Origin of the sequence: Sorangium sp. So ce131, from assembly GCF_051519095.1 — a bacterium.
In the GTDB taxonomy this organism is placed as follows: Bacteria; Myxococcota_A; Polyangia; order Polyangiales; family Polyangiaceae; genus Sorangium.
The window spans coordinates 9,283,539-9,308,070 of sequence record NZ_CP150455.1; the positions used below are offsets into that span (position 1 = coordinate 9,283,539).

Here is a 24,532-nt window from a genome sequence, read left to right on the forward strand (position 1 = left end):
CGGCGTCGACCTGCGCGCGCCGCGCAGGCGGCCGCGACCGTGGGCCGCCTTCAGGCCAGGAAGCGCGGCGGGCCCCCGAGCACCCGGATCACGTCGAGCGGGACGTTCAGGTCGAGCAGGACCCCCGGATCGTCGACCTCCTCGTCCACGCACCGGTCCCCGAGCGCCTTGAGGTGATCCCGCAGCGGCGGCGGATCCGGCTCGAGGTAGCGCTGCAGCCCCTCGGCGCGCAGCACCACCGGATGGCCGCCGCGGCCGTTGTGCCTCGGCCGCACCGCGAGCGGCGGCGCGCCGGTCGACGCGCCGGCCGACGCGCCGCCCGCGTCGAGCCGGGCGAGCAGCTGCGCCACCGTGGCGGCGCTCGCCGGCGGCACGTCGACCGGGGTCACGACCACGGCGGCGGCGTCGCCGATACGCGGCGCGGCGACGGCCAGCGAGCCCGCCGGCCCGAGGTCGTCCGGGGCGGTCCAGGAGACGAGGTCGACGCCCGGCCGGACGTGGGCGAGCAGCGCGTGGAAGATGGCGCTGCGCACCACCACGAGCACCCGCGCGCTCTCGGCCGCGAGGCGCGCCTCCGCGTGCGCGATCGCCAGCGGCCGCTCGGGGCCCCCCTTCGTCGCCGCGGGCCATGCCAGGAGGGCCTTCGGCCCGCCGAGCCGCCTGCCCGCGCCCGCGGCGAGCACGATCGTGATCACCTGCTTCATCCAGCCTGCTCCTCCCCCGCCGGCGCGGGCGCGGCCAAGGGCCACCGCGCGCGCTGCCGCCCCGCGCGCCAGGCGATCAGCTCCGCCGCGAGGGCCACGCTGATCTCGCCCGGGGAGCGCGCCCCGATGTCCACGCCGACCGGCATCCTGACCCGGGCGACGTCGCCCGCCGGCACCCCCTTCGCCTCGAGCCGCGCCCGCGTGCGCGCCGCCTTCGCCCGGCTCCCCACCCCGCCCACGAAGCCGAAGCCGCGCGCGAGCGCCCACTCGATGGCCGCCTGATCGAGGCCGTGATCGTGCGTCATGACGACCGCCGCCGCCTCGCCGAGCTCGCTCGGCATGTCCGCAATCACCTCGGGGTCGTCGTGCTCAGCGAGCACGAGCCGCACCTGCTCGCCGACGAGCGACGACGGCAGGGGCCCCTGCGCCGCGCCGGCCGCCGCCGGATCCGCCGCGACGAGCGCGGTCGGCGGCACGCGGGCGGGGTCGGCGGCGGCGGGGCGCGCGTCGCAGAGGGTGACCCGGAAGCCGAGCGAGGAGAGGAGGGGCGCGGCGAACGCGCCCACGTGCCCGGCGCCGATCACGAGGACGTGCACCGCGGGCAGCATCGGCTCGATGAGGACCTCCACCGAGCCGCCGCAGCACATGCCGAGGCTCGGGCCCAGGCGGAACGTCTCGACCTTCGGCGCGCTGGCGGGCTCGTCGAGCGCGCGCGCCATCATCCCGAGCGCCGCCCGCTCGACGGCGCCGCCGCCGATCGTGCCCACCGCGGTGAGATCCTCGAGCAGGCAGAGCTTCTGCCCGGGCGTCGACGGCGCCGAGCCGTGCCGCGCGACCACCGAGGCCAGCACCACGCGCCGCCCCGCCTCGAGCGCCCCGAGCGCCGCGCGCAGCACCTCGTGCGGCGACGCCGTCCGCGGGATGACCTGGCTCAGATCCGGCATGGTGCAACTCTAGCGAGGCGGAGCCCGAAACGAGAGCGCCAAGAGGCGCGGCGCCGAAAGAGCTTGCCGGGACGCCGCGCTTGTCGCGAAAGTCGGGCGCGCGCGGCGCAGGGCGCGCCGGCGCCCCGGGATCCGGCCGGCTGGAACTGCCGGAAAGCTGAACGAAACCGCATTGATCCACGATTCCATGAGCCCCCCCGCGACGCCCGATCCCGATCTCCAGCGCGCCCTCTCCGATCCCGGCTTCACGCCGGGCCGCCGTCACTTCGCCGCCCTGCTCGATCTGCTCGCGGCGGCCGGCGAGCCTGCAGAGCTCGCGGAGCGAGCGCTGCGCCGCGCCGGCGCGGCCGCGCTGCCGGCCACGATCGAGCGCGCCGATGGCGCGGCGCCGGCGCTGCGGGCGCCGCTCACCCGGCTGGTCGGCAAGCTGATGGCGGCCTCGCCGATCGAGCCCGAGGCCGCCGCGCGGGCGCGCGACTACCTGCTCGCGCGGCTCCGCGACGACGACCGCCGCACGCGCCGCATGGCGGCGGTGGCGCTCGGCAAGCCGGCCGCGGCCGAGGCGGGGCGCTCGATCGTCGAGGCGGCGCTCGCCGAGGCGGCGCGCGGCGAGCGCTCGCCCGACGTCCGCCGCGCGCTGATCGACGCGCTGGGCAAGGTCGGCGGCGACGCCGCGCTCGGCGTGCTGGCCGAGCTCGGCGGCGACGAGGACGTCGCCGGGGCGCGGTCGCGCGCCGAGCTCCTCGCCAGGAGGACCCTCTCGCGCGGCGAGCCCTCGGCGATCGCCGGCGACCGCGCGCCGGAGCGCCCCGTCCGCGTGGCGGTGCGCTGCCGGCGGGGGCTCGAGGAGATCCTCGCCGAGGAGCTCGCCGCGCTGGATCTCGGCGCGCCCGGCGGCGCGCTCGCCCCGGAGATCCGGAGCGATCCGTGCGGCGGGACGCGCGTGGAGGTGACGCTCAGCGGCCGCCTGGACGTCCTGTTCGGGGCGCGCACGATGCTGTCCTTCGCGCTGCCGCTGCCGCTCAGGAAGCTCGCGGCGGAGGGCGACGTCGCCGCGGCGGTCGCCGAGCGGCTGCTCTCGCGGGAGGCGCGCGACGCCCTGCGCCGCTTCACGGTGGGCGCGATCCGCTACCGCATCGACTGGGCCCGCGGCGGCAAGCGCCGGGCGGCGGTGTTCCGCGTCGCCACGGCGGTCGAGGCGGAGGCGCCGGAGCTCGTGAACGATCCGACCCAGAGCACGTGGGATGTGGTCGTCTACGAGGGCGACGACCGGATCCGGGTCGAGCTCGCGCCGCGCCTGCCCGACCCGCGGTTCACGTACCGCCGGGGCGACGTGCCCGCGGCCTCGCACCCGACGATCGCGGCGGCGCTCGCGCGCATCGCGGGGGCGCGCGCCGACGACGTGGTCTGGGATCCGTTCGTCGGCTCGGGCCTCGAGCTCTGCGAGCGCGCCTTGCTCGGGCCGTACCGGCGGCTCGTGGGCTCGGACCGCGACCCCCGGGCCCTCCAGGTGGCGCGCGAGAACCTCGAGGCCGCGGGCGCGCGCGGCGCGGAGCTCCTCCAGCGCGACGCGAGCGGCCCGCCGCCCCCGGGCGACGCCCCGACGTTGATCCTGACGAACCCGCCCCTCGGGAGGCGCGTCGAGCGCACGGGAGACCTCGACGCCATGCTCGACCGCTTCGTCGAGGGCGCCGCCCGCGCGCTGGCGCCGGGCGGCAGGCTGGTCTGGATCTCGCCGTTCCCCGAGCGGACGGAGGCGATCGCGCGCCGCTCAGGCCTCCGGCCCGAGGTGCTGCAGCGCGTGGACATGGGCGGGTTCGACGCCCAGATCCAGAGCTTCCACAAGCAGGCGCCCCGGCAGCACGCGAGCGGCGACCGCGGCGACCTCCGGCGCGGAGACGGCGGCGGGCGCGCCCTTGCCGGGCGCCGCGGGCGCGGCGCCCAGCAGGCCGAGCCGCGCGGCGAACAGCATCGCCCCGCCCGCCAGGAGGAGCGCCACGATCACCGCGATGATGATCCCAAGCCGCCCCGAGCGGTCGGGCGGCGGCACATCGCTGACAAATCCGCCGCCGTCGGACCGCCCGAAGGGCGGCGACGCCGGCGCGGTTGATCCTGGCGCCGGCTCCCGGGCTGGCGCCGCGCTCGCCTGCGCGGCGAGGGCGCTCCTCGGAGGTGGCGACGCCTGCTGCGGCGGGCTGGGGGCGCTGGCGGCAGCGCCGATCGGGCCGATCGGTCCGCCAAAGGCCGCGTCGAGGCCCCCGGGCGTGGACACCGCCGGCGAGCCGGCGCCCCGCTCGAGCGGCGCCGCAGCGGCGCGGCTCGGCTCCGCCGCGTCGGCGAGCGGCGGAGGAGCTCCGTGCAGCGCCGCCAGGGGTTGCTGGGGGGCGGGTGTGGCCGACGGCGCCTCGCGCGACCGCGTCGGGACGTCGTCCTCGTCGTCGTCATCGACGTCGTCGATCAACGTGGGCGCATCGAGCGTGGGCTCGTCCAGGAAAGCCTCGTCCGGATCGACGGGGCCACGCGCCGCGCCGACCTGGGGGTGCTCTCCCGTCAGCGGCTCACGCCCGGCGGGCGGGCGCTCACGCCCGGGGAACGGCGCCGCGGGCGGCTCCGCGGGACCTGCCCCAGCAAAGCCCGCGCTCGTGCCCGGGAAGCCGGCGCGCCCGACCTGGGCCAGCCGGTGCGCGATGGACGCCGTCCCTCCGGCGCGCGGCGGGGTCACCGGGGTGTTGCCTCCGTGGAGGTCCAGGGCCGGCGCCTCCCGCATGAGCGTCAGGCCGTCGTCCTCGGCGTCGCGATCGAGGCTGACCGACTGGGCCAGCGGGACCGCGCCCACGCCCGGAGCCCACCCTCGCGGCGCCGGAGCGCGCCCTCGCGACACCGGAGCGGCGGCGGCCGGGGCGGCGGCCGCTGCTCTGGGCGCCGGGGCGGCGGCCGCTGCTCTGGGCGCCGGGGCGGCGGCCGCTGCTCTGGGCGCCGGGGCGGCGGCCGGGACGGCGCCAGGCCGCGTCGCCCCGCCGGCATACGCCGCCGGAGGCGGCTGGCGCTCGGCCGGAGCAGGCGGCGGGGGCTGGCCGGCGGACTGCTCCAGCAGCGCGCGCTGCGCGATGATCTCCGTGAGTTGGGCCGAGCTCAGCGGCGAGACGCGCATCAGTGTGCGCACCTCGTCGTCGTCCTCGTCGTTCGTCGAGTCCTCGTCGTCGAGCGGGAGCAGGGTGCGCACCGCGGGATCGGGGTGCCACTCCTCGAGGGCGCGCCGGAAGGCGGCGGCGTTCGTCGTGCGGGCGGATCGATCGCGCAGGAAGGCGTCGTCGAGGATGCGCTGGAGGTCGTCGTCGCCGACGTCGAAGACCGCGAGCGGCGACGGCGAGGTGCTCGCGATCCGCTGCCGCGTCTCGGCGTCGCTCCCACCGCCGAACGCGCTCGTCCCGGTCAGCACCTCGTAGAGCGTCGCCGCGATGGCCCACACGTCGTCGCCCGGCGAGAGCGTCCCGCCGGCGATGCGCTCGGGCGACTGGTAGGCGATGCGGCTCGGCGTCTGGCGCAGGTCCGCCAGGATGGCCTTCGAGGTGCGATCGACCGCAGCCGTGAGCACACACTCGGGCGAGATGGCGCCGTGCGCGACGCCGAGGGCATGCAGCGCCTCGATCCTCTTCGCGAGGCGAATGGCCCAGCCGACGGCGTCGAGCTCGTTCAGCGGGCCATCGCGCAAGATCCGAGTTGCAAGCGTTTCCACTTACGAAGCCAGCGTAGTACCGGTCCGCCGAAGTTTGTACCTGGATCCGCGTGCAGCGCGCACCCCGGACGGCCAATTCCCGGGGACGTCCCCCGCCGCGAACGTTCGGGGGCGGGACCCCGGAGCGGCGGCGTCGCTCGGCGGCCGCTCGCAGCGCGCGGAGGGCCGCGCCGCCGCTGCCCTCACGACCGCTCGCCCCCGGCGGCGTCGGTCGGCACGATGCGGACGCGGCGTACCCTCCGGCCGGCGACGTCCATCGCCACGAGCGTGTAGCCCTCGCACTCGACGCGCTCGCCCGCCTCGGGCGGGTGCTCCAGCCGCCCCAGCATGTAGCCGCCGACCGTCTCGACGGTCTTCACCTCGGGCCGCAGCACGATGTGCGCGTCGCGCTCCAGGTCCGCGAGCAGCACGCGGCCGTCGACGTCGACGATGCCGCCGCCGCGGCGGTGGATGGGCGGCACCTCCTCGTCGTTCTCGTCCCGGATCTCGCCGACGATCTCCTCGATGAGGTCCTCCATCGTGACGAGCCCGATGAACTCGCCGGACGCCGAGGTGATGATCGCCACCGGCACCTGGCGCGCCTGCATCTCGAGGCGGAGCCGCTCGACCGAGGTGTTCTCGCGCGCGAAGATCGGCTTGCGCAGGAGCTCGGCCACGCGCGTCGCGCGGCGGCGGTGGCTCAGGACGTCGAACAGGTCGCGCAGGTGCAGGTAGCCGAGCACGTTCTTGCCCTGCTCGTCGAGCACCGGGTACCGGGAGTAGCCCGCGTCGGCCACGACCCGCACCGCCTCGTCGATCGTCATGTTCGCGCGCAGCGTCGCCGCGTCGGAGCGGAGCGACATCACGTTCCTGGCGGTGCGCCGGCGCAGGTCGAAGATGCGCACGAGCATGCTGCGCAGCGCCGGATCGAGGCCCGCGGGGCTCTTGGTCAAGAGCAGCCGGAGCTCCTCCGAGGTGTGCGCGATCTCCGCCTCGCCGACCGGCTGGAGCCCGAAGAGCCGGACGAACCCGTTCGCCATCGAGTTGAGGGCCCAGATCACCGGCCACATGAGCACGAAGAACCCGTGCAGCGGCCGCGCCGCCCAGAGCGTCACCTTCTCCGTGCGCTGGATGGCGAGCGACTTCGGCGCGAGCTCGCCGATCACGGTGTGGAGCGCCGTGATCACGATGAACGCGATGCCCACCGCGACCGCGTGCGCGCCGATCCCCGACCAGGCGCCGAGCGGCGCGAGCAGCGGCTCGATGAGGTGCGCGATGGCCGGCTCGCCGATCCAGCCGAGCCCGAGGGACGCGAGCGTGATGCCCAGCTGGTTGGCCGAGAGGTACTCGTCGAGCCGCTGCGACATCTGGAGCGCGAGCCGGGCCCGCGCGTCGCCCTCGCGCACGAGCTGCTCCAGCCGCGTCGGCCGCATCTTCACAATGGCGAACTCGGAAGCGACGAAGAACGCGTTCAGGAGCACCAGCAGCGCGGTGCCTAGGAGATAGACAAACGTCATGCCGGTCGACGTGCTCCCCCGGGTACGAAAGACGCCCCGCGCCGTAGCGGCGGCGCGCCGTCCCTAGATCCTCGCACGATCGAGGATCTTGCTGCGCAGCTCCGGGTCGTCGTTGCTGAGCCCATGCACGAGCGCGTCGGCCGGGCACTGCCCCTTGGCGACGAGCGCGCCGATCCGCTCGAGGTGGACGCGCTCGTCCTTGCCGTTCTTGTTCAGGCGCGCGCGCCGCTCGAGGCCGCCCGAGGCGATCGTCAAGAGCTGCTCGGCGATCGCGGCGAGCGGCTTGCCGCGGAACGTCGCGCGGAGCGCGCGCTCGGCGATCATCGGGCGCACGGCCTCGAGCTCGTCGAACCGGAAGCTCTCGGAGAGCGCGTCCGCCTCGTCGAGCGCGCGCGCGTCGTACAGGATCCCCGTCCAGAGCGCCGGCAGCGCGCAGACCAGGTTCGCCGGCAGCGAGTCCGCGCCGCGGACCTCGATGGTCCGCTTCAGCCTGACCTCCGGGAAGAGGGTGTTGAGGTGCATCTCCCAGTCGGCGCGGGTGGGCCGATGCCCCTGGAAGCCGTTCTCCAGGAAGTCGCGGAACGTCTGCCCCGTGTTCTCGACCACGGCGCCGTCGCGCTTGAAGAGGAACATCGGCGCGTCGACCGCCCAGGCGACGTAGTCCGAGAAGCGCCGGCCGCGCTCGAGCACATTGCGAACCAGCCCCTGCCGCGAGGCGTCGACGTCGAGCCAGACCTTGGCGCGGAAGCTCCGCCCGCCGAACAGCGCCCCCTCGTAGAACGGCGAGTTCGCGAAGATCGCCGTCACGAGCGGCGAGAGCCGGAGCGCCACGCGGAGCGCGCGCATCGCCCCCTCCTCGCTCGCGTAGTCGTAGTTCGCCTGCACCGTGGCGGTGCGGCGCATCATGTCGAGGCCGTGCGCGCCGCGCGTCGGCAGGTAGCGGCGCATGACGGCGTAACGCGCCTTCGGCACCCAGGAGAGATCCGCCTGCGACGCGAACGGGTGGAACCCGATGCCGAGCCAGACCACGCCGAGCTCCGCCGAGATGTCGCGCAGCTCCGCGAGGTGCCCGCTCATCTCCATGCAGATCTGATGGATGGTCTCGAGGGGCGCCCCGGACAGCTCGAGCTGCCCGCCCGGCTCGAGGGTCACCGACGCGCCGGCCCGGGCGAGCGCGATCAACGGACCGCCGGGCGTCTCGTGCTCGGGCGTCCAGCCGTGGCGCTCGACGAGCGCCTGGAGCACCGCGAGCACGCTCCGTTCGCCCTCGTACGGCATGGCGGCGCCCGTCTTGGCGTCGACCCCGAACTTCTCCGCCTCGGCGCCGATCCGGTGAAGCGACTCGGGCTTGATGGCTTCGTGAAAAGGAAACAGCAGATCGTCGAACGTCTTCAACGGTTCAGATCTCGACTCGCTCGCCTGGCTTGCGTCGGCCATCGTCACGCTTCCGGTTGGGTTGGTCCTCGGCTATAGCGCACGCCTGAGCAGGGATGCACGCTGCGTTGTCCGGAGCAGCTTCGCGAGCGCACCGAGGTGCGCCAGCGTCGTCCCCGCCCCGCCGCCGAGCATCCGCGCGCCTGCCTCGATGAGGCGCATCGCCGACGCGGCCCAGGCGTCGCATACCTCGGCGGGCGCGAGGCCGTCGGCCGCGTCCCCCTGCGAGGGTTCGGCGCTCAGGAGCAGCCCTACCTGCACCTCGTGGGCGATGCCCTCGAGGCGCCGGAGGACGCTGAGCCCGAGCTCGGCGGACGCGACCTCGAAGAGCAGCGCGTCCGCGCCGCTGTCGAGCGCTGCCCGGGCGACCTCCTCGAAGCCCTCTCCGTCGGGGGTGCGCCCGGCGCCGTCGATCTCCACGAGGGCCCAGGTCGCCAGCTGCGTCGCGCTGGCGTTGACCACCGCCGCGCGGCGCGCGAGCCGCGCGACCGCGGGCGAGACGCTCGCCGCCTGCGCCGGCTCGAAGCCGCACGCCACGAGGATCTCGCAGCCGGCTGCCGCGAGCCTGGCCGCGTGGATGGCGTAGTCCTCGGCGATCCGATCGACCATGGGAGCGCACGCAGTGTGCCCCAGGATACCAGCGACGGCCACGCGTCGCGCGGCAGCGCCCGCCGCCTCGGTCGCCAGCTCGACCGCGGTTCCGGTCAGCGCCGCGGCGCGGAACGCCATGCCGATGGGCGCCAGGGCGCGCGTTGTCGTCGCGGACGTGCACGCCCGGACGACGTCGATCCCCAGCGCGATCTCCTGCTCGTGGAGCTCCGCGACCGCGCGCGGCGATTCACGGAGGAGCCGACCGAGGGCGGTGTTGGAGGAGACTGCAGCGCCCCGGCAACGCAGCGATGCGAGCGGATCGCCGCTGATGATGAGCGGACGACCGACCGGAGGCCGTGAGGTGGAGGCCTCGAGCGCGTTCACGTCCTTCGCTGCTTTCCAGGGCTCCTCCACCACCGGCCTATAAGGGGAAACTAGCCCAAGACGGCCCTTCCGCGTCGCGAAATGGTGCGGGCCAGCGGGCTGGAGCACAGCGTTCCATGCAGCGAGGTCGGGGGCGCCCTGACAGGCGCTCGGCCGTGCCGGGCGTGGTCCCCGAGCGGAACAGGGGATCAGCGGTCATGCCGGGTCCGGACGCGGCAGGGCCCATCACACGGCGGGCAGGCTCCGGCCGCCTGCCCCGCGGCCCCGGCGCGCGACGAACTTCCGGTCGAAGAGCCGTACCCGCCGGACGAACAGGTCGAGCAGGAAGACCGCCATCGCGGCGTAGATGAACCGTTGCCAGAGCTCCTCGTGGAAGGTCACCTTCTCCCCGGCGGGGTCGAAGATGGCGGCCACGGCGCTCGGGTCGACCCCGCCGCCGGTCGACGTCGCGGCCTTCTCGAGCGTCGCGAGCTCCGGCTCGAAGCTTGCGTACTCCCGGGGGTACGGGTTGGAGACGTGGCCGTAGCTGACCGCGACCGGGCGCAGCGATCCGTCCTCGGCCTCGCGCAGGTGCTCCGCCCGCAGCAGGAACGAGCCGTACCGATCCAGCGCGAGCGCCGTCTCGTACCGCCCTGGCGCGGTTTGCCGCATGTCGACGACCCGCGTCGCCCCGCCGGGCTCGGGCCCGATGATGCTGAGCCGGGAGGTCAGGTTGTTCTCGAACCGATCGTCCGCGCCGAAGGCGTCGACGGACGCGCGCAGCTCTCCGTCCACGATCTCGGCCTTCATGTCGAGCTCACGCCGGTGCTTCTGGCGCATGTGCTCGTGGACGAGCTGCCCCCAGAACTTCTCGAAGCCTGGCCACCGCAGCCACTCCACGGCCCAGCGCGCCTTCACGTCGCTCGTCCAGGCCAGCGTCCACCCGAGGCCGACGCGCCACCGCGCCAGGATCGGCTCCTCGGTGTCGCTCGTGAGCAGCTCCTGCGCCGGCGATGGCTTCAGCTTGGTCGAGACGTAGCCGTGCAGGTTCGGCGCGGTGCGGATGTCGACGCCGCGGAGGAACGCCGCGTCGCCCACCTGGGTGACCGGGAACCACTCCTCGACGGCGGCGGCGCGCGCGATCATCTCGGTCTCCTTGGTGAAGATCCGCGGCAGGTTGTTCGGATCGGGGACCGCGTGGAAGCGCCCCCCGCCCACGTCGGCGATCATCTTGAGCAGCTGCTCGTCGAGATCGTTCCCCAGCCCCACGGTCGTCACCGTGATCGACTCGGCGATCATCGCGGACACGAGGTCCCGGATGCCGCCGGTCGGCGCCTTGCCGTCGGTGAGCAGGATGACGTGCTTCTTGCGCGCCTGCGTGACCGTCATGTCCTGGTAGGCGGCGTCGAGCGCGGCGAAGATCTCGGTCCCGCCGCCCGGCTGGATGCGCGCGATCTCGCCGGCGATGCGCGATCGGTTCCGCGCGGGCTGCATCTTGACGTAGCGGGTCGGGGCCGAGTCGAAGGCGATCACCTCGATCAGGTCGTCCGACGACAGGACCCCCGCGGTCGCCTTCGCGGCGGCCTTGGCCATCTCGAGGGGCAGCCCGGTCATCGACCCCGAGCGATCCATGACGAGCGCCATCGCGACGCTCGGCATGTCCTTCTTTCGCTCGTTATCCATGCGCACCGGCAGGATCCGCTCGATGGTGGTGCGGTACCAGCCGCCGAGGCCGTACCCCGACTCGCCGCCGGCGAAGAGGAACCCGCCGCCGAGATCGCGCACGTAGCTCTCGATGATCTCCTGCCCCTGGAGGCTGAGCGCCTCCTTCGGGGTGTCGGACACGATCAGGAAATCGTAGCGCTCCATCTCCTTGAGCGAGCCCGGGAAGCCGGCCGGCGGCCTGACGTCGACGTCGAGCTGCTGCGCGGTGAGCGCGCTCGAGAGCGGCCCCGCGTGCTGCGGCGTCCCCTCGATGTAGAGCACCGACGGGCGCCCCGGGACGTCGATGGTGGTCGCGTACCGGTTGTTCTCCTTGAACTTGTCGTCCGCGATCTGATCGAGCTCGAGCGCGTAGGTCACCTGCCCCGCGATGCGCACGACGCTCTTGAACATGACGTCGTTGGGCCCCGCCTTGAGCTCGAGATCCCGCACGCCCTCGAGGCCGTTCAGCGCCTCGCCCTGGAACAGGCGCGCCCGGGCTTTGGTGGCGCGGCTCGCGTAGATGTCGGCGTGGATCTCGAACGTCTCGCCGACCTTCACGCGGTCCGGCATCCTGAGCTCTCGCAGCGCGACCTCGGGCGGCGCGGGCCGCCGGTACGGGATGGCGAACAGCCGCACCCCGAAGTCCCGCGCCCGGTTCGCCTCGGCGAGCACGTCGCCGTCGGTCTGGACGCCGTCCGACATCAGCACCGCGCGCTTGAGATGACCGGGCGGGTACAGCCCGTACGCGAGCTGCAGCGCCGCCTGGAGGTTCGAGCCCGCGCCGAGCTCGCCGCGCTGCCCTTTCTCGTCGACGTGGCGCCCGATGGCCGGCGCGCCCCGCTCCGCCTCGCGGCCGGCCGCCGCCCCGGCCGGGCGCTCGACGAGCCGCGGCCGGCGCGCGAAGGTGATCACCTTGATGACGCCGTCCTCCGGCTTCTCGGCGAAGGCCTTGTCGAGCGCCGCGCGCGCGTCGTCGAGCGCCTCGTCCGTGACGGAGTCCGAGACGTCGATCAGGTAGATGGTGGCGACCTTCTCGGTCGTCGCCGTCCGCGCGAGCCGCGACAGCCCGAGGGCGATCAGCGCGACGAAGGTGATCCTCAGCACGACCGAGATCACGCGCTGCGGGAGGGGCAGGTCGGCGAGCGACCCCGCGAGGACGCCGACGAACCAGGGCGCGAGCAGGAGCGCGCCGAGCATCTTCGGGTTGAGGAGCTCGTACGTCACCCCGCCGCGCACCCACGTGAGCGTCGGATCCGGGTGCAAGAGCACGTACTTCCGGTACGCCCAGAACAGGAGCCCGCCGAGCGCGGCGCAGGTGATCGCCCACGCGACGACGCGGAGCTTGCGGCCGCTGAACGCGCTCACACCGTCACCCTCCTGTGGTACGTGAACCACTCGATCGCGGTCACGAGGAGCACCGCCGCGAGCAGGTAGACCCAGATCTCCCGGCGGACGCCGATCTTGAACTCGCTCACGGCGCCCGCGCTGCGGCCGTCGACCTTGAGCTCGGCGGCGGGGGCGATCGCGCTCTCCTCGGGCGCGGAGAGGTTGGCGGCGAACATGCTCTCCTCCTCGGCGCCGCCGGCGCCGACGCGCAGCGTGTAGAAGCCGGCGTGTTGCCCGAGGAACACGGCGCGCCCGTCCTGGATCGGGACGGCGCGCTTCGTCCCGTCGGGCTGCTCCAGCGTGGCCGCCTCCGCGGACGAGGACGCCGGGATGTGCCAGACGGCGCCCGTGCGGAACGAGGAGATGTAGCTCGTGTCCTCCTCGACGAAGTTGTTGATGGCGTTCAGCAGGAAGAGCGGCCAGGCGATGCGGAGCGGGAAGTCGCTCTCGCGGACGTCGAAGCCGAGCGCGACGAACTTCACGCCGCTGCGCCGCCCCTCGATGAGCAGCGGCCCCTTGTAGCTCCGCCCGACGACCCTGTCCTCCTTTTCGACCTTGAGCACGTGGGCGCGCGCGACGTTGACGTCGCTGAGCGCGGTGTACCGGAGGAGCGGGTGCTTCGCGTCGAGCTCGTCGAAGCCGAGGCGGTAGTTCGGGTCGTCGTCCACGACCTCCTTGCCCACCTCGAACGGGAGGTTCGTCCCGGTCGGGTCGAGGTAGAGCAGGCTGCCGCTGCCCGGCGCGACCGTCGGCGCCACGCCGTCGAAGATGGTCACGTCGAACGTGGAGGCCGCCGGGTAGCGCTGCGGCTCGACGTACGTCACGTCGAGGTACTCGTCGAGGAGCAGCGCCGCCTCGAGGAACATGTTCCCCGCCGTGACGACCTGGACGCGCGCGCGGCGTCGCTCGGGGAGGAGCGCGTAGGCGCGGTTGTCCGCGGGGAGATCGTCGGAGCCGCCGTCCGCCATCGCGAGCTTGGCCTCGAGCGTCTTCGAGGCGCCGGAGAGGTTCGGGTAGAAGCGGGGCAGCTTCTCCTTCGGCTTCAGCCGGAGGCGCGTCAGGTCGGTGAGCTGGCCGTCTCCGAGCAGCGACAGCTCGAGATCGAGGGGCTCGTCGCTCGTGTTCGTGACCTCGAGCATCACCTCGTAGCGGCTCTTGTCGAGGGGGTAACGACGCACCGAGAACTCGGTGATCGCGGCGTTCCTCGACCCCTTGCCGATGGGCAAGAACGACAGCTTGATGTCGCCGAGGCGCACCGGCCCGCCGGGGTCGACCGGCTCGCCCAGGGCGCCGTCGCTCGCGACGATGATCTCCGGCGACGGCAGCCCGATCAGGGTGTCGCTCGCGAAGCGCAGCGCGCGCGCGAAGTCGGCGGTCGCGTCGGTCGGCTTCACCGCCGCGACGGCGGCCTCGAGCTCCGAGATCTCCCCGGTGAGCGTGGACAGCGGCGTGACCGCGGCGTCCATCTGCGCCAGCAGCATGCGATCGCTGCCGGAGAGGCCGCGGACCATCTTCCTGACCTCCTCCTTCGCGCGCTCGAGGCGCGAGGGCGCGACGTCGACGGCCTGCATGCTCGCGCTCGCGTCGATGAGGACCACGATGTTGCGCCCCTCGACGAGGTTCGCCTCCGGGCGCGGGTCCCCGAGCGCGAGCAGGAGCAGCGCGAGCAGCGCGAGCTGGAGCAGGAGCGACAGCAGCCGCTTCAGCTGCGAGAACAGGCTCGTCGCCTCCTTGTCCCGGAGGACGCGCTCCCAGATCTTCGAGAACGGGACCGCGACGGGCCGCCGGCGCAGCTTGAGGATGTAGAAGACGACGACCACCGCGCCGGCGAGCGCGCCGATCTGGAGCAACGTCTGCAGCGGGACGCCGGTGAAATGCATGGCCGCTACCGGAGGAAGCCGCCCCTGCGGAACACCCGCAGGATCAGCTCGTCGAAGGGGACGGAGACGTCGGCGCGGAAGTAGCTCACCTGCCGCGACGTGCAGAAGCGGCGGACCTCGTCGAGGTACTGCTCGTAGGCCTGGGAGTAACGCTCGAGCACCTTCGGGGTCACCGTGACCTCGCGCTCGTCGCCGGTCTCGCAGTCGTAGACGCGCACGTCGCCCCGCAGCGCGGGCCGCGCCTCGCGCCCGTCGACGATGTGGAGCACGAAGGGCTCGAAGCGGTTGTACCGGAGCACGTTGATGCCGCGCTCGAAGCCGTCCGGATCGTAGAGGTCGCTGAGGACGACGGCGAGCCCGCGCCGCTTGTGCTGCGCCACGAACGTCTTCATCGCCTCGCCGAGATCGGTCGGGCCGTCCGCCCGCGCCTGCCCGAGGAAGCGGAAGATCCTGAAGATCCGGGCCTTGCCGCGGGTCGACTGCATGCGCCCGCTGATCTCGTCGGTCGCGGTGACGATCGCGATCCGGTCGAGGTTGGCGAGGCCCACGTAGGCCAGCGCCGCGCAGAGGCGCTTCGCGTGCCGCAGCTTCTCGCCGTCGCCGAACGCCATCGACGCCGACGTGTCCACGATGAAGTAGATCGAGAGATCTTCCTCCTCCTCGTAGAGCCTGATGAGGAGCCGATCGAAGCGCTGGTACGCGGCCCAGTCGAGGTACCGGAAGTCGTCGCCGGGCGCGTAGTCGCGGTGATCCGCGAACTCGACCCCGGAGCCGGTCTTCTTGGTCCGCCGCTCCGCGCGCATCGCCCCCGAGAAGACGCGGCGGCTCACCATCGCGAGGTAGTCGAGCTTGCGCTGGAACTCGTCGTCGAAGAGCTCCTCGTCGGAGGCGCCGGCGGACAGCGCGGAGCGCCCGGAGATACGCCGGAGCGGGGCCGCGGCCCTCTTGAACGCGTCGAGGATCCCCATGCTACCTTCGGCGATGCCTCATTTGCTCTCCGGCAAGTGCTTGAGGATCGCCTGCAGCACCTCGTCGGTCTTCACGCCCTCGGCCTCGCCTTCGAAGTTGAGCAGCACGCGGTGGCGCAGCGCCGGCAGCGCGCACGCCCGCACGTCGTCGACGGACGCCGCGAAGCGCCCCTCGAAGAGGGCCCGGATCTTCGCGGCGAGCAGGAGCGCCTGCGCCCCTCGCGGCGACGCCCCGAACTTCACGAACCGCTTCACCATGTCGAGGCTGTCCCCCTCGGTCGGGTGCGTGGCCTGGAGGAGCCGCACCGCGTAGTCCTGGACGTGCTTCGCCACCGGCACCTCGCGGACGAGCCGCTGCATGGCGACGATCCGATCCCTGTTCAGGACGGGCCGCACCTCGGCCGCGCCGGTCCCCGTCGTGCGCTCGAGGATCGCGTTCAGCTCGTCGCGGCTGGGGAACGGCACGTGCAGCTTGAAGAAGAACCGATCGAGCTGCGCCTCGGGGAGCGGGTACGTCCCCTCGCTCTCGAGGGGGTTCTGGGTGGCCAGGACGAAGAACGGCTCCTCCAGCGTGTAGCTCTGCCGCGACACGGTGACCCGGTGCTCCTGCATGGCCTCGAGCAGCGCGCTCTGCGTCTTCGGCGTCGCCCGGTTGATCTCGTCGGCGAGGACGATGTTCGCGAAGATCGGCCCCTTGCGGAACGAGAACGAGCGCTGCCCGCCCGCGCTCTCGTCGATGACCGTGGTGCCGATGATGTCCGCGGGCATCATGTCGGGGGTGAACTGGATGCGCGAGAACTGCAGATCGAGCGCCTCCGCCATCGTCCGCACGAGCATCGTCTTGCCGAGCCCCGGCACGCCCTCGAGCAGCGCGTGCGACCCCGCGAGCATGCACGTGAGCACGCCGTCGATCACCTCGCGGTTGCCGACGATGACCTTGCCGACCTCCTCGCGCAGCTCGCCTATGCGCGCGCCGAACTCGCTCACCTCGGCGCGCGCTGCTTCCTTCGTCTTCTCGGCCATATCATCCTGCTTCGAGCCCGCTGTCGCGGAGCGTCCGTAAGCGTCCGTAGAGGCGCGGTCGTTCGAGCCGCCGGCTCGACTCACTCGCGCGGCCTGATGAGCTGGAAGTACCGGTTCACGTAGAACCGGTATCCGTCAGGGATCTGGTCCTTGTTGATCTGCTGCTCTGCGACGGTGTGGTACTGCGTGAAGACCTTCTTGTAGCCGGTCCCCTTGAACCCCCGCTCGGCGGCGCTGAGGATGACCTCGCTGTTCGACGGCCCCTGCTGGGTGTCGAGCCCCTGCGCCTGGACGTCCTGGGTCCCCATCTTCGGGTCCGTGCGCTGGCCGGCGATCTCGCCGCCGCGGCCGGAGCCGGCGCCGTCGCCCCCGGGCTGGTTGCCGCCGTTGCTGTTGCCCTGGCCCTTGCCCTCGCCGTCCTGCCCCTGGCCGGCCCCGCCGCCGGGCACCGGGATCTTCTTGCCGCCGGGCCCGATCACGAGCTCCTGCCCCTGGCCTTGCCCGCCCTTGCCCTGGCCGCCCTGGCCCGACTGCCCTTGCTGGCCCTCTTGCCCTTCCTGCTCGCCTTCCCCTTGCCCCTTCTGCCCCTGCCCCTGCTGCTCGTCGCCGCTGCCCTGGTTGCCGCCGCGCGCGCGCTTGCCGAACCGGAGCATCCGCGCCATCCGCTGCTTGCCCCCCTGCCCCTGCTGGCGCAGGAGCTCGCGCAGCTCTTCGAGCCGCTGGCGCAGCTCCTCCTTCTCCTTCTCAGACATCTCCTCCTGCTGCATCCGGTTGATGTCCTCGGCGGCCTGCTCCAGGTCGTCCGCGGACATGCCCAGATCCCTCAGCAGGTCCTCGGCGGCCTTGGCGAGCTCGCGATCGAGCCGGTCGAGCTGGCGGCCGGTCCGCTCCTGCTGCTCGGCCTCGCGGTCGAGCCGCTCCAGCTCGCGCTCCTTCTTCTTGAGCAGCCGCTCCTCCTCGGACTTCTGCTGCTCGTTTGCGGGGGCCTTCTGCTTCTGCTTGAGCAGCTGCTCGCGCACCTCCGCCCGCTTCTCGTTGATCGCGGAGAGGGCCTCCTTGCGGCGCGACGCCGCCTCGGCGAGCGCCTTGCGCAGCCGCTCGAGCTCGGCCTTGTCGAGCTTCTGCTTCTTGTCCCGGAGCTTCTCGGCGAGCTCCTTCAGATCCTTCTTCGCCTGCTCGAGGTCCTTCTTCTGGAACGACTCCCCGGCGCTCTTCGTCAGCTCGCTCTTCTTGAGGTCGGCGCCGGTCTCCTTCAGCGCCTCCTCGAGCGCCTTCAGATCGGCCTCGGCCCCCTTGAGGAGCTCGCGCTCGATCGCTTCCATGCGGCGGAACGCCTCGGTCCGCTCGAGGCGCTTGTTGGCGATGTCCTCGATGAGCTGGTTGAACCGCTCGACCGCGGCCTTCATCTCCGGGCTCTGCTCCTGCCGCTCGAGCGCCTTCGCCGCGTCCTTGAAGAGCTCGATGTCGTCGGGCGACATGGTGAGCGCGTCGATGGTCGGCGCGACCGGCGCCTCCCGCCGCGGGGTGCGCACCTCGAGCAGCGCCACCGCGAGCAGGCCGAGGCCCACCGCCGCCGAGGCCCCGAGATCGCGCGGGAACGCGAGCGGCGCGGCGCCGGCGGGGCGCAGCGCGGCGGCGTGCTCGCAGGCGTCGTCGATCGCCGCCTCCATCATCGCGGTCCGCTGCTCCGGGGGCAGCGCCTCGAACGCGAGGGCGTTCGTCAGGCGGTCGTGGAGGCCGTGGTGCCGGTCGAGGGCCGCCGTGCCGGCCCGCGGAGGCAGGCGCCGCAGCATCGCCACGACGACGGCGGCCAGCACGAGCAGGCCCGAGCCGAGGAGGATCTGCCGCGCCCGCGGCTCGCTCAGGTGCCCGGGCAGCGCCTTGTGGACCGCGAGCGTCCCGGCAGCGACCGCCAGCGCGACGGTGAGCGCGCTCGGCAGCGCGCGGAGCGCACGCCCGAAGCGGAGCCTGAGCTCGACCACGAAGGCGGCCCTGCGGATACGGTCCAGGTGGGTGGTGCGAGAGTCGCTCACGGTGCTCGGCGCTCCGGGCGCCCCCCGCGGGGGCCCTCGAGATTGAAACGTCGCGGCATTGTACCTGCTGACGGGTCACGCGCCCGAAAGTTCCGGGGCGGAGCCCGGAGGAGCGCGAGGCCGATACGCGCGGCAAACCCCGACGATTCCCGGCGCGCGGCGGCGTCTTCGCTGCCCGCGTGCCGTCGGCGGAGCGCGGAGGCCACGCCTCGGTGATGAGCCGGACAGACCTCGCGCCCGGCCGAACAGCCGGGCGCGCACATGCGTGGGAGAGCGGGATCAGGCGCGGCGCGCGGCGCCGGCCCGGGTAGGACTACTTCGCCGTCTTCTTCTTGGGTGCCGCCTTCTTGGCAGCCGTCTTCTTCGACGCCGCCGGCTTCGCGGCCGTCTTCTTCGACGCCGCCGGCGCCGCGCCCTTCTTCGACGCCGGCTTCGCGGCCGCCTTCTTCGACGCCGCCGGATTCGCGGCCGCCTTCTTCGATGCCGCCGGCGCCGCGCCCTTCTTCGACGCCGTCGACTTCGCGGCCGTCTTCTTCGACGCCGCCGGCGCCGCGCCCTTCTTCGACGCCGCCGGCTTCGCGGCCGTCTTCTTCGACGCCGGCTTCTTCGTCGCGCCCCGCTTCGACGCCGCCGGCTTCGCGGCCGTCTTCTTCGTCGCCGCCGGGGCGCCGTTCGCCGTCGACCTCTTCCCGGCCGTCGCGCGACCCCCGGAGGCTTGCGTCGGGCGCGGCGGCGGCTCGGATTCGACCTCCTCCACGTCGTCGCCCCCCTCGTCCTCGAGGCTCGCCTGGCCCTTGCTGCCGTTCGATCCGGGCAGCGGCTTCGCGTACCGCGCGAGCGTCTCGCGGACGCGCTCGTCGAGATCCGCGAAGTCGAACGGCTTGTTCAGCCAGGCGTCCGCCGCGAAGAGCGGCGAGGTCATCTCGTTCAGGTTCTCGCCGATCCCGGTGAGCATGATGACCCCGGTGCTCGCGAAGGGCCGGCCGTCGGACGTGTCGCTCTTCAGGCGCTTGCAGATCTCCCAGCCGCTCATGCCGGGCATCATCACGTCGAGGATCACCAGATCCGGCCGGTGCTCGTTCGCGAGGTCCCAGGCGGCATCGCCCTCGGAGGCCTCGATCACCGAGAAACCGAGGTTCCTCAGGTGACGTGCAACAAGGCTCAACATCGCCGGCTCGTCTTCGGCCACCAGCACGCGGGGCGGCGGCAACATGCTCGCGGAAGGCATCGTAGATGCGGATGAGAGTACGTGCGCGCGAACCGGTCAAGAGAGAACGCTTCGCTGCTGCGGCTTCTCAGGCCAGACGGCGGGGCGAGCGCGCCGGCCGACGCGGCGCGCTCGCCGCTCGCCGCTCGCCGCTCACGCTGCACGCGCGAGGGCGATTTTTTCCGTCTGCCCCGCCGCGTAGAAGCGGCGGAGCGCGGCGAGCATCTCGGCGTGCCGGCCGCGGCGGGCAAACTCCGCCTCGATTCGGCCCGCGAAGCGCGCCGCCAGCTCGTTCGCGATCCGGTAACGATCACCCGCCTCCGTGCCCGGGGGATCCGTGAAGGTGATCCGCTCGAACAGGTGCGCGCGGATCCGCGCGGCGCGCTCGGGCGCGAAGCGCCCCGGGCCGGCGGCCTCATCGCGGCGCCGGAGCGGCGGGCCCGGGAGCTCCACCTCGTCCGCCAGACCGCCGTGGACCAGCAGCACGTACTTGTCGACCTCGGCCTGGAGCTCGAGCTCGAGCTGCGTCGTCGGGAGCTCCCTGCGCGCCCGCTCGGCCACGTAGAGGAAGTGGCTCACCCCCTCGACGATCTGGCAGATCTCGTCGAACGTCCCCTGCCGCCCCCGCGTGATCGCGCGGCGCGGCAGGTGCAGCGCCACCTCGAGGTCGCCGCCTGCGTGCCGGATCAGCAGCGCCTCGCGCGCCCCGCCGTCCGTCGGCCGGATGAAGTCATCGACGGCGGGCGCGTCGTCGAGCCCGTACGTCCGGGCGAGGTGCTGCTGGATCCGGGCGGGAAAGGTCTCGCCCTCCATCAGTTGAGCCCGCCCGTGCCGCGGGACGGCACGAGCCCGCGCGCCCCGAGCTCGTCGGCCAGGCGGCTCGATCCGGTGCGAAGCCAGCGCTCGTACAGCCGGAGCACCGCTCGCTCGTCGCGGGCGCCCGAGGCCATCGTTCCGTCGGCCACATCGTTCAGGACGCTCACGAACCGCTCGAACTTCTCGGCCAGCTCCGAAAGAACATCCGGCCCCTGGCCGACGCGCGCGTTGAGGCGCAGCATAGCGGCGGCATGGTGGTAGGCGGTCGACCCGACCCCGACCACGTAGCCGCGGTCGATCCCCTTGAGCTCGATGTGGCCGCCGAAGAAGCCGACCGCGTAGAGCACGCCGTCTCCAAGGTTGCGCAGCCGCTGGAAGCGCTCGGCGCCGGTGGCCTCCAGGGCGTCGCGCAGCAGAAAGGTCAGAGGCTGGTTGAACGTGGATCCGGCGTGCTCATCCGGGTGAGCGAAAGCACAAAGCAGGCTGACGAGGTAACTGGACGCCGCCTCGGTCGCGGCGACGTTCCTCACGCGGAGCGCCTCGTCCACAACCTCCTGGAAGTAGCGGGTCATGCTCGGGGACACGGAGATCGCTTGGCTCACGGGGGCACCTCACTTGCGCGGGTGCCCTGGATACCGACGTAACCCGGGCCACCGCGCGCTCAGGTCAACCAGACACGTCCTGTCGGCCTCCGTCGGGCTGAAGAACGTGAGGGCGCCGCGTCATCGTGCTGCCGCTTGATCGCCCTCATGCCCTCACTTTAGCCCGCGAGCCTCACCGAGCCCAGCTTCACGTCCCGCACTTTCCTTGCGATCTCCAGGACTTACAGCCACCCTCGGGCCTGGCTGCTAACGCGCGAAGCCCCGGTCTCTGCCGCGCTTGACACGCCCGAGGGGGTGGCTATCTTCGGCGCCGCTCGCTAGCACTCGTCGGAAGCGAGTGCTAGCAAAGTGCCCAGACTGCAATCGTGGGGACCTCGCGGCTGCCTGTCCGGCTGCCTGGTGGCCCTGCCGTTTCGTGGGACGCGGCGCTCGTCCCCGGAGGATTCGCAAGCATGAAGATTCGACCGCTCCAGGACCGCGTGATCGTTCAGCGCGTGAAGGAAGAGGAGAAGACCAAGGGAGGCCTCTTCATTCCGGACACCGCGAAGGAGAAGCCGATCGAGGGCACGGTCATCGCCGTCGGCAACGGCAAGGTCGGCGAGGACGGTACCGTGCGGAAGCTCGACGTCAAGGAGGGCGATCGCGTCCTCTTCGGCAAGTACTCGGGCACCGAGGTGAAGATCGACGGCGAGGAGCACCTCATCCTCCGTGAGGACGACATCCTCGGCGTGATCGAGAAGTGACGCGGGCGACAGCAGGAACTTAGGAGAGACACATGGCAGCCAAGGAAATCATCTACAACGAGTCCGCCCGCAGCATGATCCTCGCGGGCGTCAACGCCCTCGCCGACGCCGTCAAGGTCACGCTCGGCCCGAAGGGGCGCAACGTCGTCATCGAGAAGAGCTTCGGCTCGCCGACGGTCACCAAGGACGGCGTCACCGTCGCCAAGGAGATCGAGCTCGAGAACCGCTTCGAGAACATGGGCGCCCAGATGGTCCGCGAGGTCGCCTCGAAGACGAGCGACATCGCCGGCGACGGGACGACCACCGCGACCGTGCTCGCCCAGGCGATCTACCGCGAGGGCTCCAAGCTCGTCGCCGCGGGCCACAACCCGATGGAGATCAAGCGCGGCATCGACAAGGCGGTCGAGGCGATCGTCGAGCACCTCCGCGGCTCGGCCAAGCAGACCAAGGACGCGAAGGAGATCGCGCAGGTCGGCACGATCAGCGCGAACGGCGACGAGACGATCGGCAAGCTCCTCGCCGACGCGATGGAGAAGGTCGGCAAGGAGGGCGTGATCACGGTCGAGGAGGCCAAGAGCGCCGACACGACCCTCGACGTGGTCGAGGGCATGCAGTTCGACCGCGGCTACCTCTCGCCGTACTTCGTGACCGACCCCGAGGCCATGAAGGCGACCCTCGAGGACGCGTACATCCTCATCTCGGAGAAGAAGATCTCCAACATGAAGGATCTGCTCCCGGTGCTCGAGGCGATCGCGAAGAGCCAGAAGCAGCTCCTCATCATCGCCGAGGACGTCGAGGGCGAGGCGCTCGCGACCCTCGTCGTGAACAAGCTCCGCGGCACGCTGCACTGCGCGGCCGTGAAGGCGCCGGGCTTCGGCGACCGCCGCAAGGAGATGCTCAAGGACATCGCCATCCTGACGGACGGCCAGGTGATCGCGGAGGAGCTCGGGCTCAAGCTCGAGAACGTCACGATCAGCGACCTCGGCCGCGCCAAGACGGTCATCATCGACAAGGACAACACCACGATCGTCGGCGGCCAGGGCAAGAAGGACAAGATCAAGGCCCGGCAGCAGGAGATCCGCGCCCAGATCGAGCACACCACGAGCGACTACGATCGCGAGAAGCTCCAGGAGCGGCTCGCGAAGCTCGTGGGCGGCGTCGCGGTGGTCAAGGTCGGCGCCGCGACCGAGACCGAGATGAAGGAGAAGAAGGCCCGCGTCGAGGACGCGCTCCACGCGACCCGCGCGGCCGTCGAGGAGGGCATCGTCCCGGGCGGCGGCGTGGCGCTCATCCGCGCGCAGAGCTCGCTCGAGAAGATCCAGGTCAACGACGAGCAGCGGTTCGGCGTGAACATCATCCGCCGCGCCATCGAGGAGCCCCTCCGCCAGATCTCCGCCAACGCGGGCGAAGAGGGCTCGATCGTCGTGCAGAAGGTCCGCGAGGGCAAGGACTCGTTCGGCTACAACGCGGCCTCGGGCGACTACGGCAACCTGCTCGAGATGGGCGTCATCGATCCGGTCAAGGTCGTCCGGTCGGCGCTCCAGAACGCGGCCAGCGTCGCCAGCCTGATGCTCACGACCGAGGCGCTCATCGCTGAGCGGCCGAAGGAGGAGAAGCCGGCGGCCGGCGGCGCCCACGCGGGCCACGGCCACGACTTCTGATCGAGGTCCGGGCAGCTAGCCTGGCGGGCGAGGGCCGGCTTCCCCTGGGAAGTCGGCCCTTCGTCCTTTCGACTTCCGGCAGGCGGCGACGCGTGATCTGATCCGCCGCAGGTTCGCGATGAGCACCCTTACCACCGAGCGCCTAGAGCTCACTCCGGTCTCGCTGCCCCTGCTCGAGGCGGTCATCCGCGGGGATCGCCGCGAGGCCGAGGCCCTGTCCGGCGCGCGATTCCCCGAGGCCTGGCCGGGGCGCGCCCTCGTCGAGCGCGCCTTCAGCTCGCCGCTCGACCGGCTGCGCGAGGACCCGGACGCCTTCCTCTGGGGCACGCGGCTGATGGTGACGCGCGAGCAGGAGGAGCGCGTCGTCGTCGGCAGCGTCGTGCTGAACGGCCGGCCCGACGGCACCGGCACCGTGGAGATCGGCTACGGCGTGGAGGGCAAGTCGCAGGGGCTGGGCTACGCGACCGAGGGGTCGCGCGCCGTCCTGCACTGGACGCTGCAGCAGGCGGGGGTGACGCGCGTGATCGCCACGACGCCGTCCTGGCACCGCGCGTCGCTCCGGGTGATCGAGAAGCTCGGGATGCGCCCGGCCGGGACGCTCGAACACGACCTGCTCGGCGAGCTCCTCGTGTTCGAGCGCTTCCGCGAGGTGCGCGCGTAACACGCCACGCGCCGCGCGCCCGGGCGCGGGCCGCCCCTGGGCCGGCGCGGGTCACGACCCCGCGCGCGTCACGCCCCCGCGCGGGTCGCGCCGCCGGGCCCACTCGCACATGGTCATGCCCGCGGCGATCGCCACCGGGTACGAGTGGTTGATCCCGTACATGGGGATCGCGATCACGTCGTCGCACGCGTCGAGCAGCACCCGCGGCAGGCCGTCGTCCTCGCTGCCGAAGAGGAACACGAGCCCGTGCGGCAGCGGGGCCTCCCAGAGGGTCCGCCGCGCGTGGTCGCGCTCGACGCCGATGAGCGGACGGCCGCGCGTGGCCTCGAGGAAGGCCGCTTCGTCGGGGCACTCGACGAGGGTCTCGTACTTCTGCATGCCCATCGCGGCGCGCTCGTAATAGGGCTCGGTTCCGATCAGGAAGATCTCCCGCACGAGGAACGAGTGCGCGACGCGGATGATGGCGCCGATGTTGAACGGGTTCTTCGCGCGGCAGACCGCGACCGAGAAGTCGTTCCGCAGCGGCGCGAGCTCCTCGCGGATCTCCTGGGTGGTCAGCCCGAACGGCGGGATCTTCACG

General features: G+C 72.5%; 18 protein-coding genes. 4 read left to right on the top strand and 14 right to left on the bottom strand.

Going from position 1 to position 24,532, the window contains the following annotated elements; translation table 11 throughout:
* Positions 1-50: 50 nt before the first annotated feature.
* A complete protein-coding gene (locus tag WMF43_RS33530) occupies positions 51-704 on the bottom strand; it encodes a nucleotidyltransferase family protein (RefSeq protein WP_437670994.1) in 654 nt (217 codons plus the stop codon).
* A complete protein-coding gene (locus tag WMF43_RS33535) occupies positions 701-1,648 on the bottom strand; it encodes an XdhC family protein (protein ID WP_437670995.1) in 948 nt (315 codons plus the stop codon). Before WMF43_RS33535 ends, WMF43_RS33530 begins: the two co-directional genes overlap by 4 nt.
* Positions 1,649-1,835: 187 nt before the next feature.
* Between WMF43_RS33535 and WMF43_RS33540 the strand changes: the two genes are divergently transcribed.
* On the top strand, positions 1,836-3,758 hold the full coding sequence (locus WMF43_RS33540) for a TRM11 family SAM-dependent methyltransferase (RefSeq protein ID WP_437670996.1): 1,923 nt from the start codon (positions 1,836-1,838) through the stop codon (positions 3,756-3,758).
* A gap of 1,808 nt (positions 3,759-5,566) precedes the next feature.
* Here WMF43_RS33540 and WMF43_RS33545 read toward each other — a convergent pair.
* The 11 genes from WMF43_RS33545 to WMF43_RS33595 form a co-directional block, all read right to left on the bottom strand.
* Entirely contained in the window at positions 5,567-6,880 is a 1,314-nt protein-coding gene (locus WMF43_RS33545; protein WP_437670997.1) for a hemolysin family protein, read from the bottom strand.
* Between the two features lie 63 nt (positions 6,881-6,943).
* Positions 6,944-8,275, bottom strand: a complete 1,332-nt coding sequence (locus tag WMF43_RS33550) for a glutamate--cysteine ligase (RefSeq protein ID WP_437670998.1) — start codon at positions 8,273-8,275, stop codon at positions 6,944-6,946.
* A gap of 72 nt (positions 8,276-8,347) precedes the next feature.
* Positions 8,348-9,289 carry a homocysteine S-methyltransferase family protein gene (locus tag WMF43_RS33555; protein ID WP_437670999.1) on the bottom strand — a complete coding sequence of 314 codons (942 nt, stop codon included), beginning with the start codon at positions 9,287-9,289 and terminating at the stop codon, positions 8,348-8,350.
* A 225-nt stretch (positions 9,290-9,514) separates the two neighbouring features.
* Positions 9,515-12,337, bottom strand: a complete 2,823-nt coding sequence (locus tag WMF43_RS33560; RefSeq protein WP_437671000.1) for a VWA domain-containing protein — start codon at positions 12,335-12,337, stop codon at positions 9,515-9,517.
* Entirely contained in the window at positions 12,334-14,238 is a 1,905-nt protein-coding gene (locus WMF43_RS33565; RefSeq protein ID WP_437671001.1) for a vWA domain-containing protein, read from the bottom strand. The genes WMF43_RS33560 and WMF43_RS33565 overlap by 4 nt, the downstream gene beginning before the upstream one ends.
* 5 nt (positions 14,239-14,243) lie before the next feature.
* The gene (locus tag WMF43_RS33570; protein ID WP_437671002.1) at positions 14,244-15,206 is read right to left on the bottom strand and encodes a DUF58 domain-containing protein; all 963 of its coding nucleotides are present in this window, start codon (positions 15,204-15,206) and stop codon (positions 14,244-14,246) included.
* An 18-nt stretch (positions 15,207-15,224) separates the two neighbouring features.
* On the bottom strand, positions 15,225-16,229 hold the full coding sequence (locus WMF43_RS33575; protein WP_437671003.1) for an AAA family ATPase: 1,005 nt from the start codon (positions 16,227-16,229) through the stop codon (positions 15,225-15,227).
* A gap of 80 nt (positions 16,230-16,309) precedes the next feature.
* The gene (locus WMF43_RS33580; protein WP_437671004.1) at positions 16,310-18,262 is read right to left on the bottom strand and encodes a hypothetical protein; all 1,953 of its coding nucleotides are present in this window, start codon (positions 18,260-18,262) and stop codon (positions 16,310-16,312) included.
* A 313-nt stretch (positions 18,263-18,575) separates the two neighbouring features.
* On the bottom strand, positions 18,576-19,475 hold the full coding sequence (locus tag WMF43_RS33585; protein ID WP_437671005.1) for a response regulator: 900 nt from the start codon (positions 19,473-19,475) through the stop codon (positions 18,576-18,578).
* Positions 19,476-19,622: 147 nt separating this feature from the next.
* Entirely contained in the window at positions 19,623-20,282 is a 660-nt protein-coding gene (locus WMF43_RS33590) for a hypothetical protein (protein WP_437671006.1), read from the bottom strand.
* A complete protein-coding gene (locus WMF43_RS33595) occupies positions 20,282-20,887 on the bottom strand; it encodes a hypothetical protein (RefSeq protein WP_437671007.1) in 606 nt (201 codons plus the stop codon). Before WMF43_RS33595 ends, WMF43_RS33590 begins: the two co-directional genes overlap by 1 nt.
* A 452-nt stretch (positions 20,888-21,339) precedes the next feature.
* Between WMF43_RS33595 and groES the strand changes: the two genes are divergently transcribed.
* From groES to WMF43_RS33610, 3 genes are all read left to right on the top strand, one after another.
* Entirely contained in the window at positions 21,340-21,630 is a 291-nt protein-coding gene (groES, locus tag WMF43_RS33600; protein ID WP_104984057.1) for a co-chaperone GroES, read from the top strand.
* A gap of 32 nt (positions 21,631-21,662) precedes the next feature.
* The gene (gene groL / locus WMF43_RS33605) at positions 21,663-23,291 is read left to right on the top strand and encodes a chaperonin GroEL (RefSeq protein WP_437671008.1); all 1,629 of its coding nucleotides are present in this window, start codon (positions 21,663-21,665) and stop codon (positions 23,289-23,291) included.
* 118 nt (positions 23,292-23,409) lie between these two features.
* The gene (locus WMF43_RS33610) at positions 23,410-23,952 is read left to right on the top strand and encodes a GNAT family N-acetyltransferase (RefSeq protein ID WP_437671009.1); all 543 of its coding nucleotides are present in this window, start codon (positions 23,410-23,412) and stop codon (positions 23,950-23,952) included.
* A gap of 51 nt (positions 23,953-24,003) precedes the next feature.
* On the opposite strand, the gene WMF43_RS33615 is transcribed toward WMF43_RS33610, so the two are convergent.
* A complete protein-coding gene (locus WMF43_RS33615) occupies positions 24,004-24,531 on the bottom strand; it encodes a TrmH family RNA methyltransferase (RefSeq protein ID WP_437671010.1) in 528 nt (175 codons plus the stop codon).
* Between the last annotated feature and the right edge of the window lies 1 nt (position 24,532).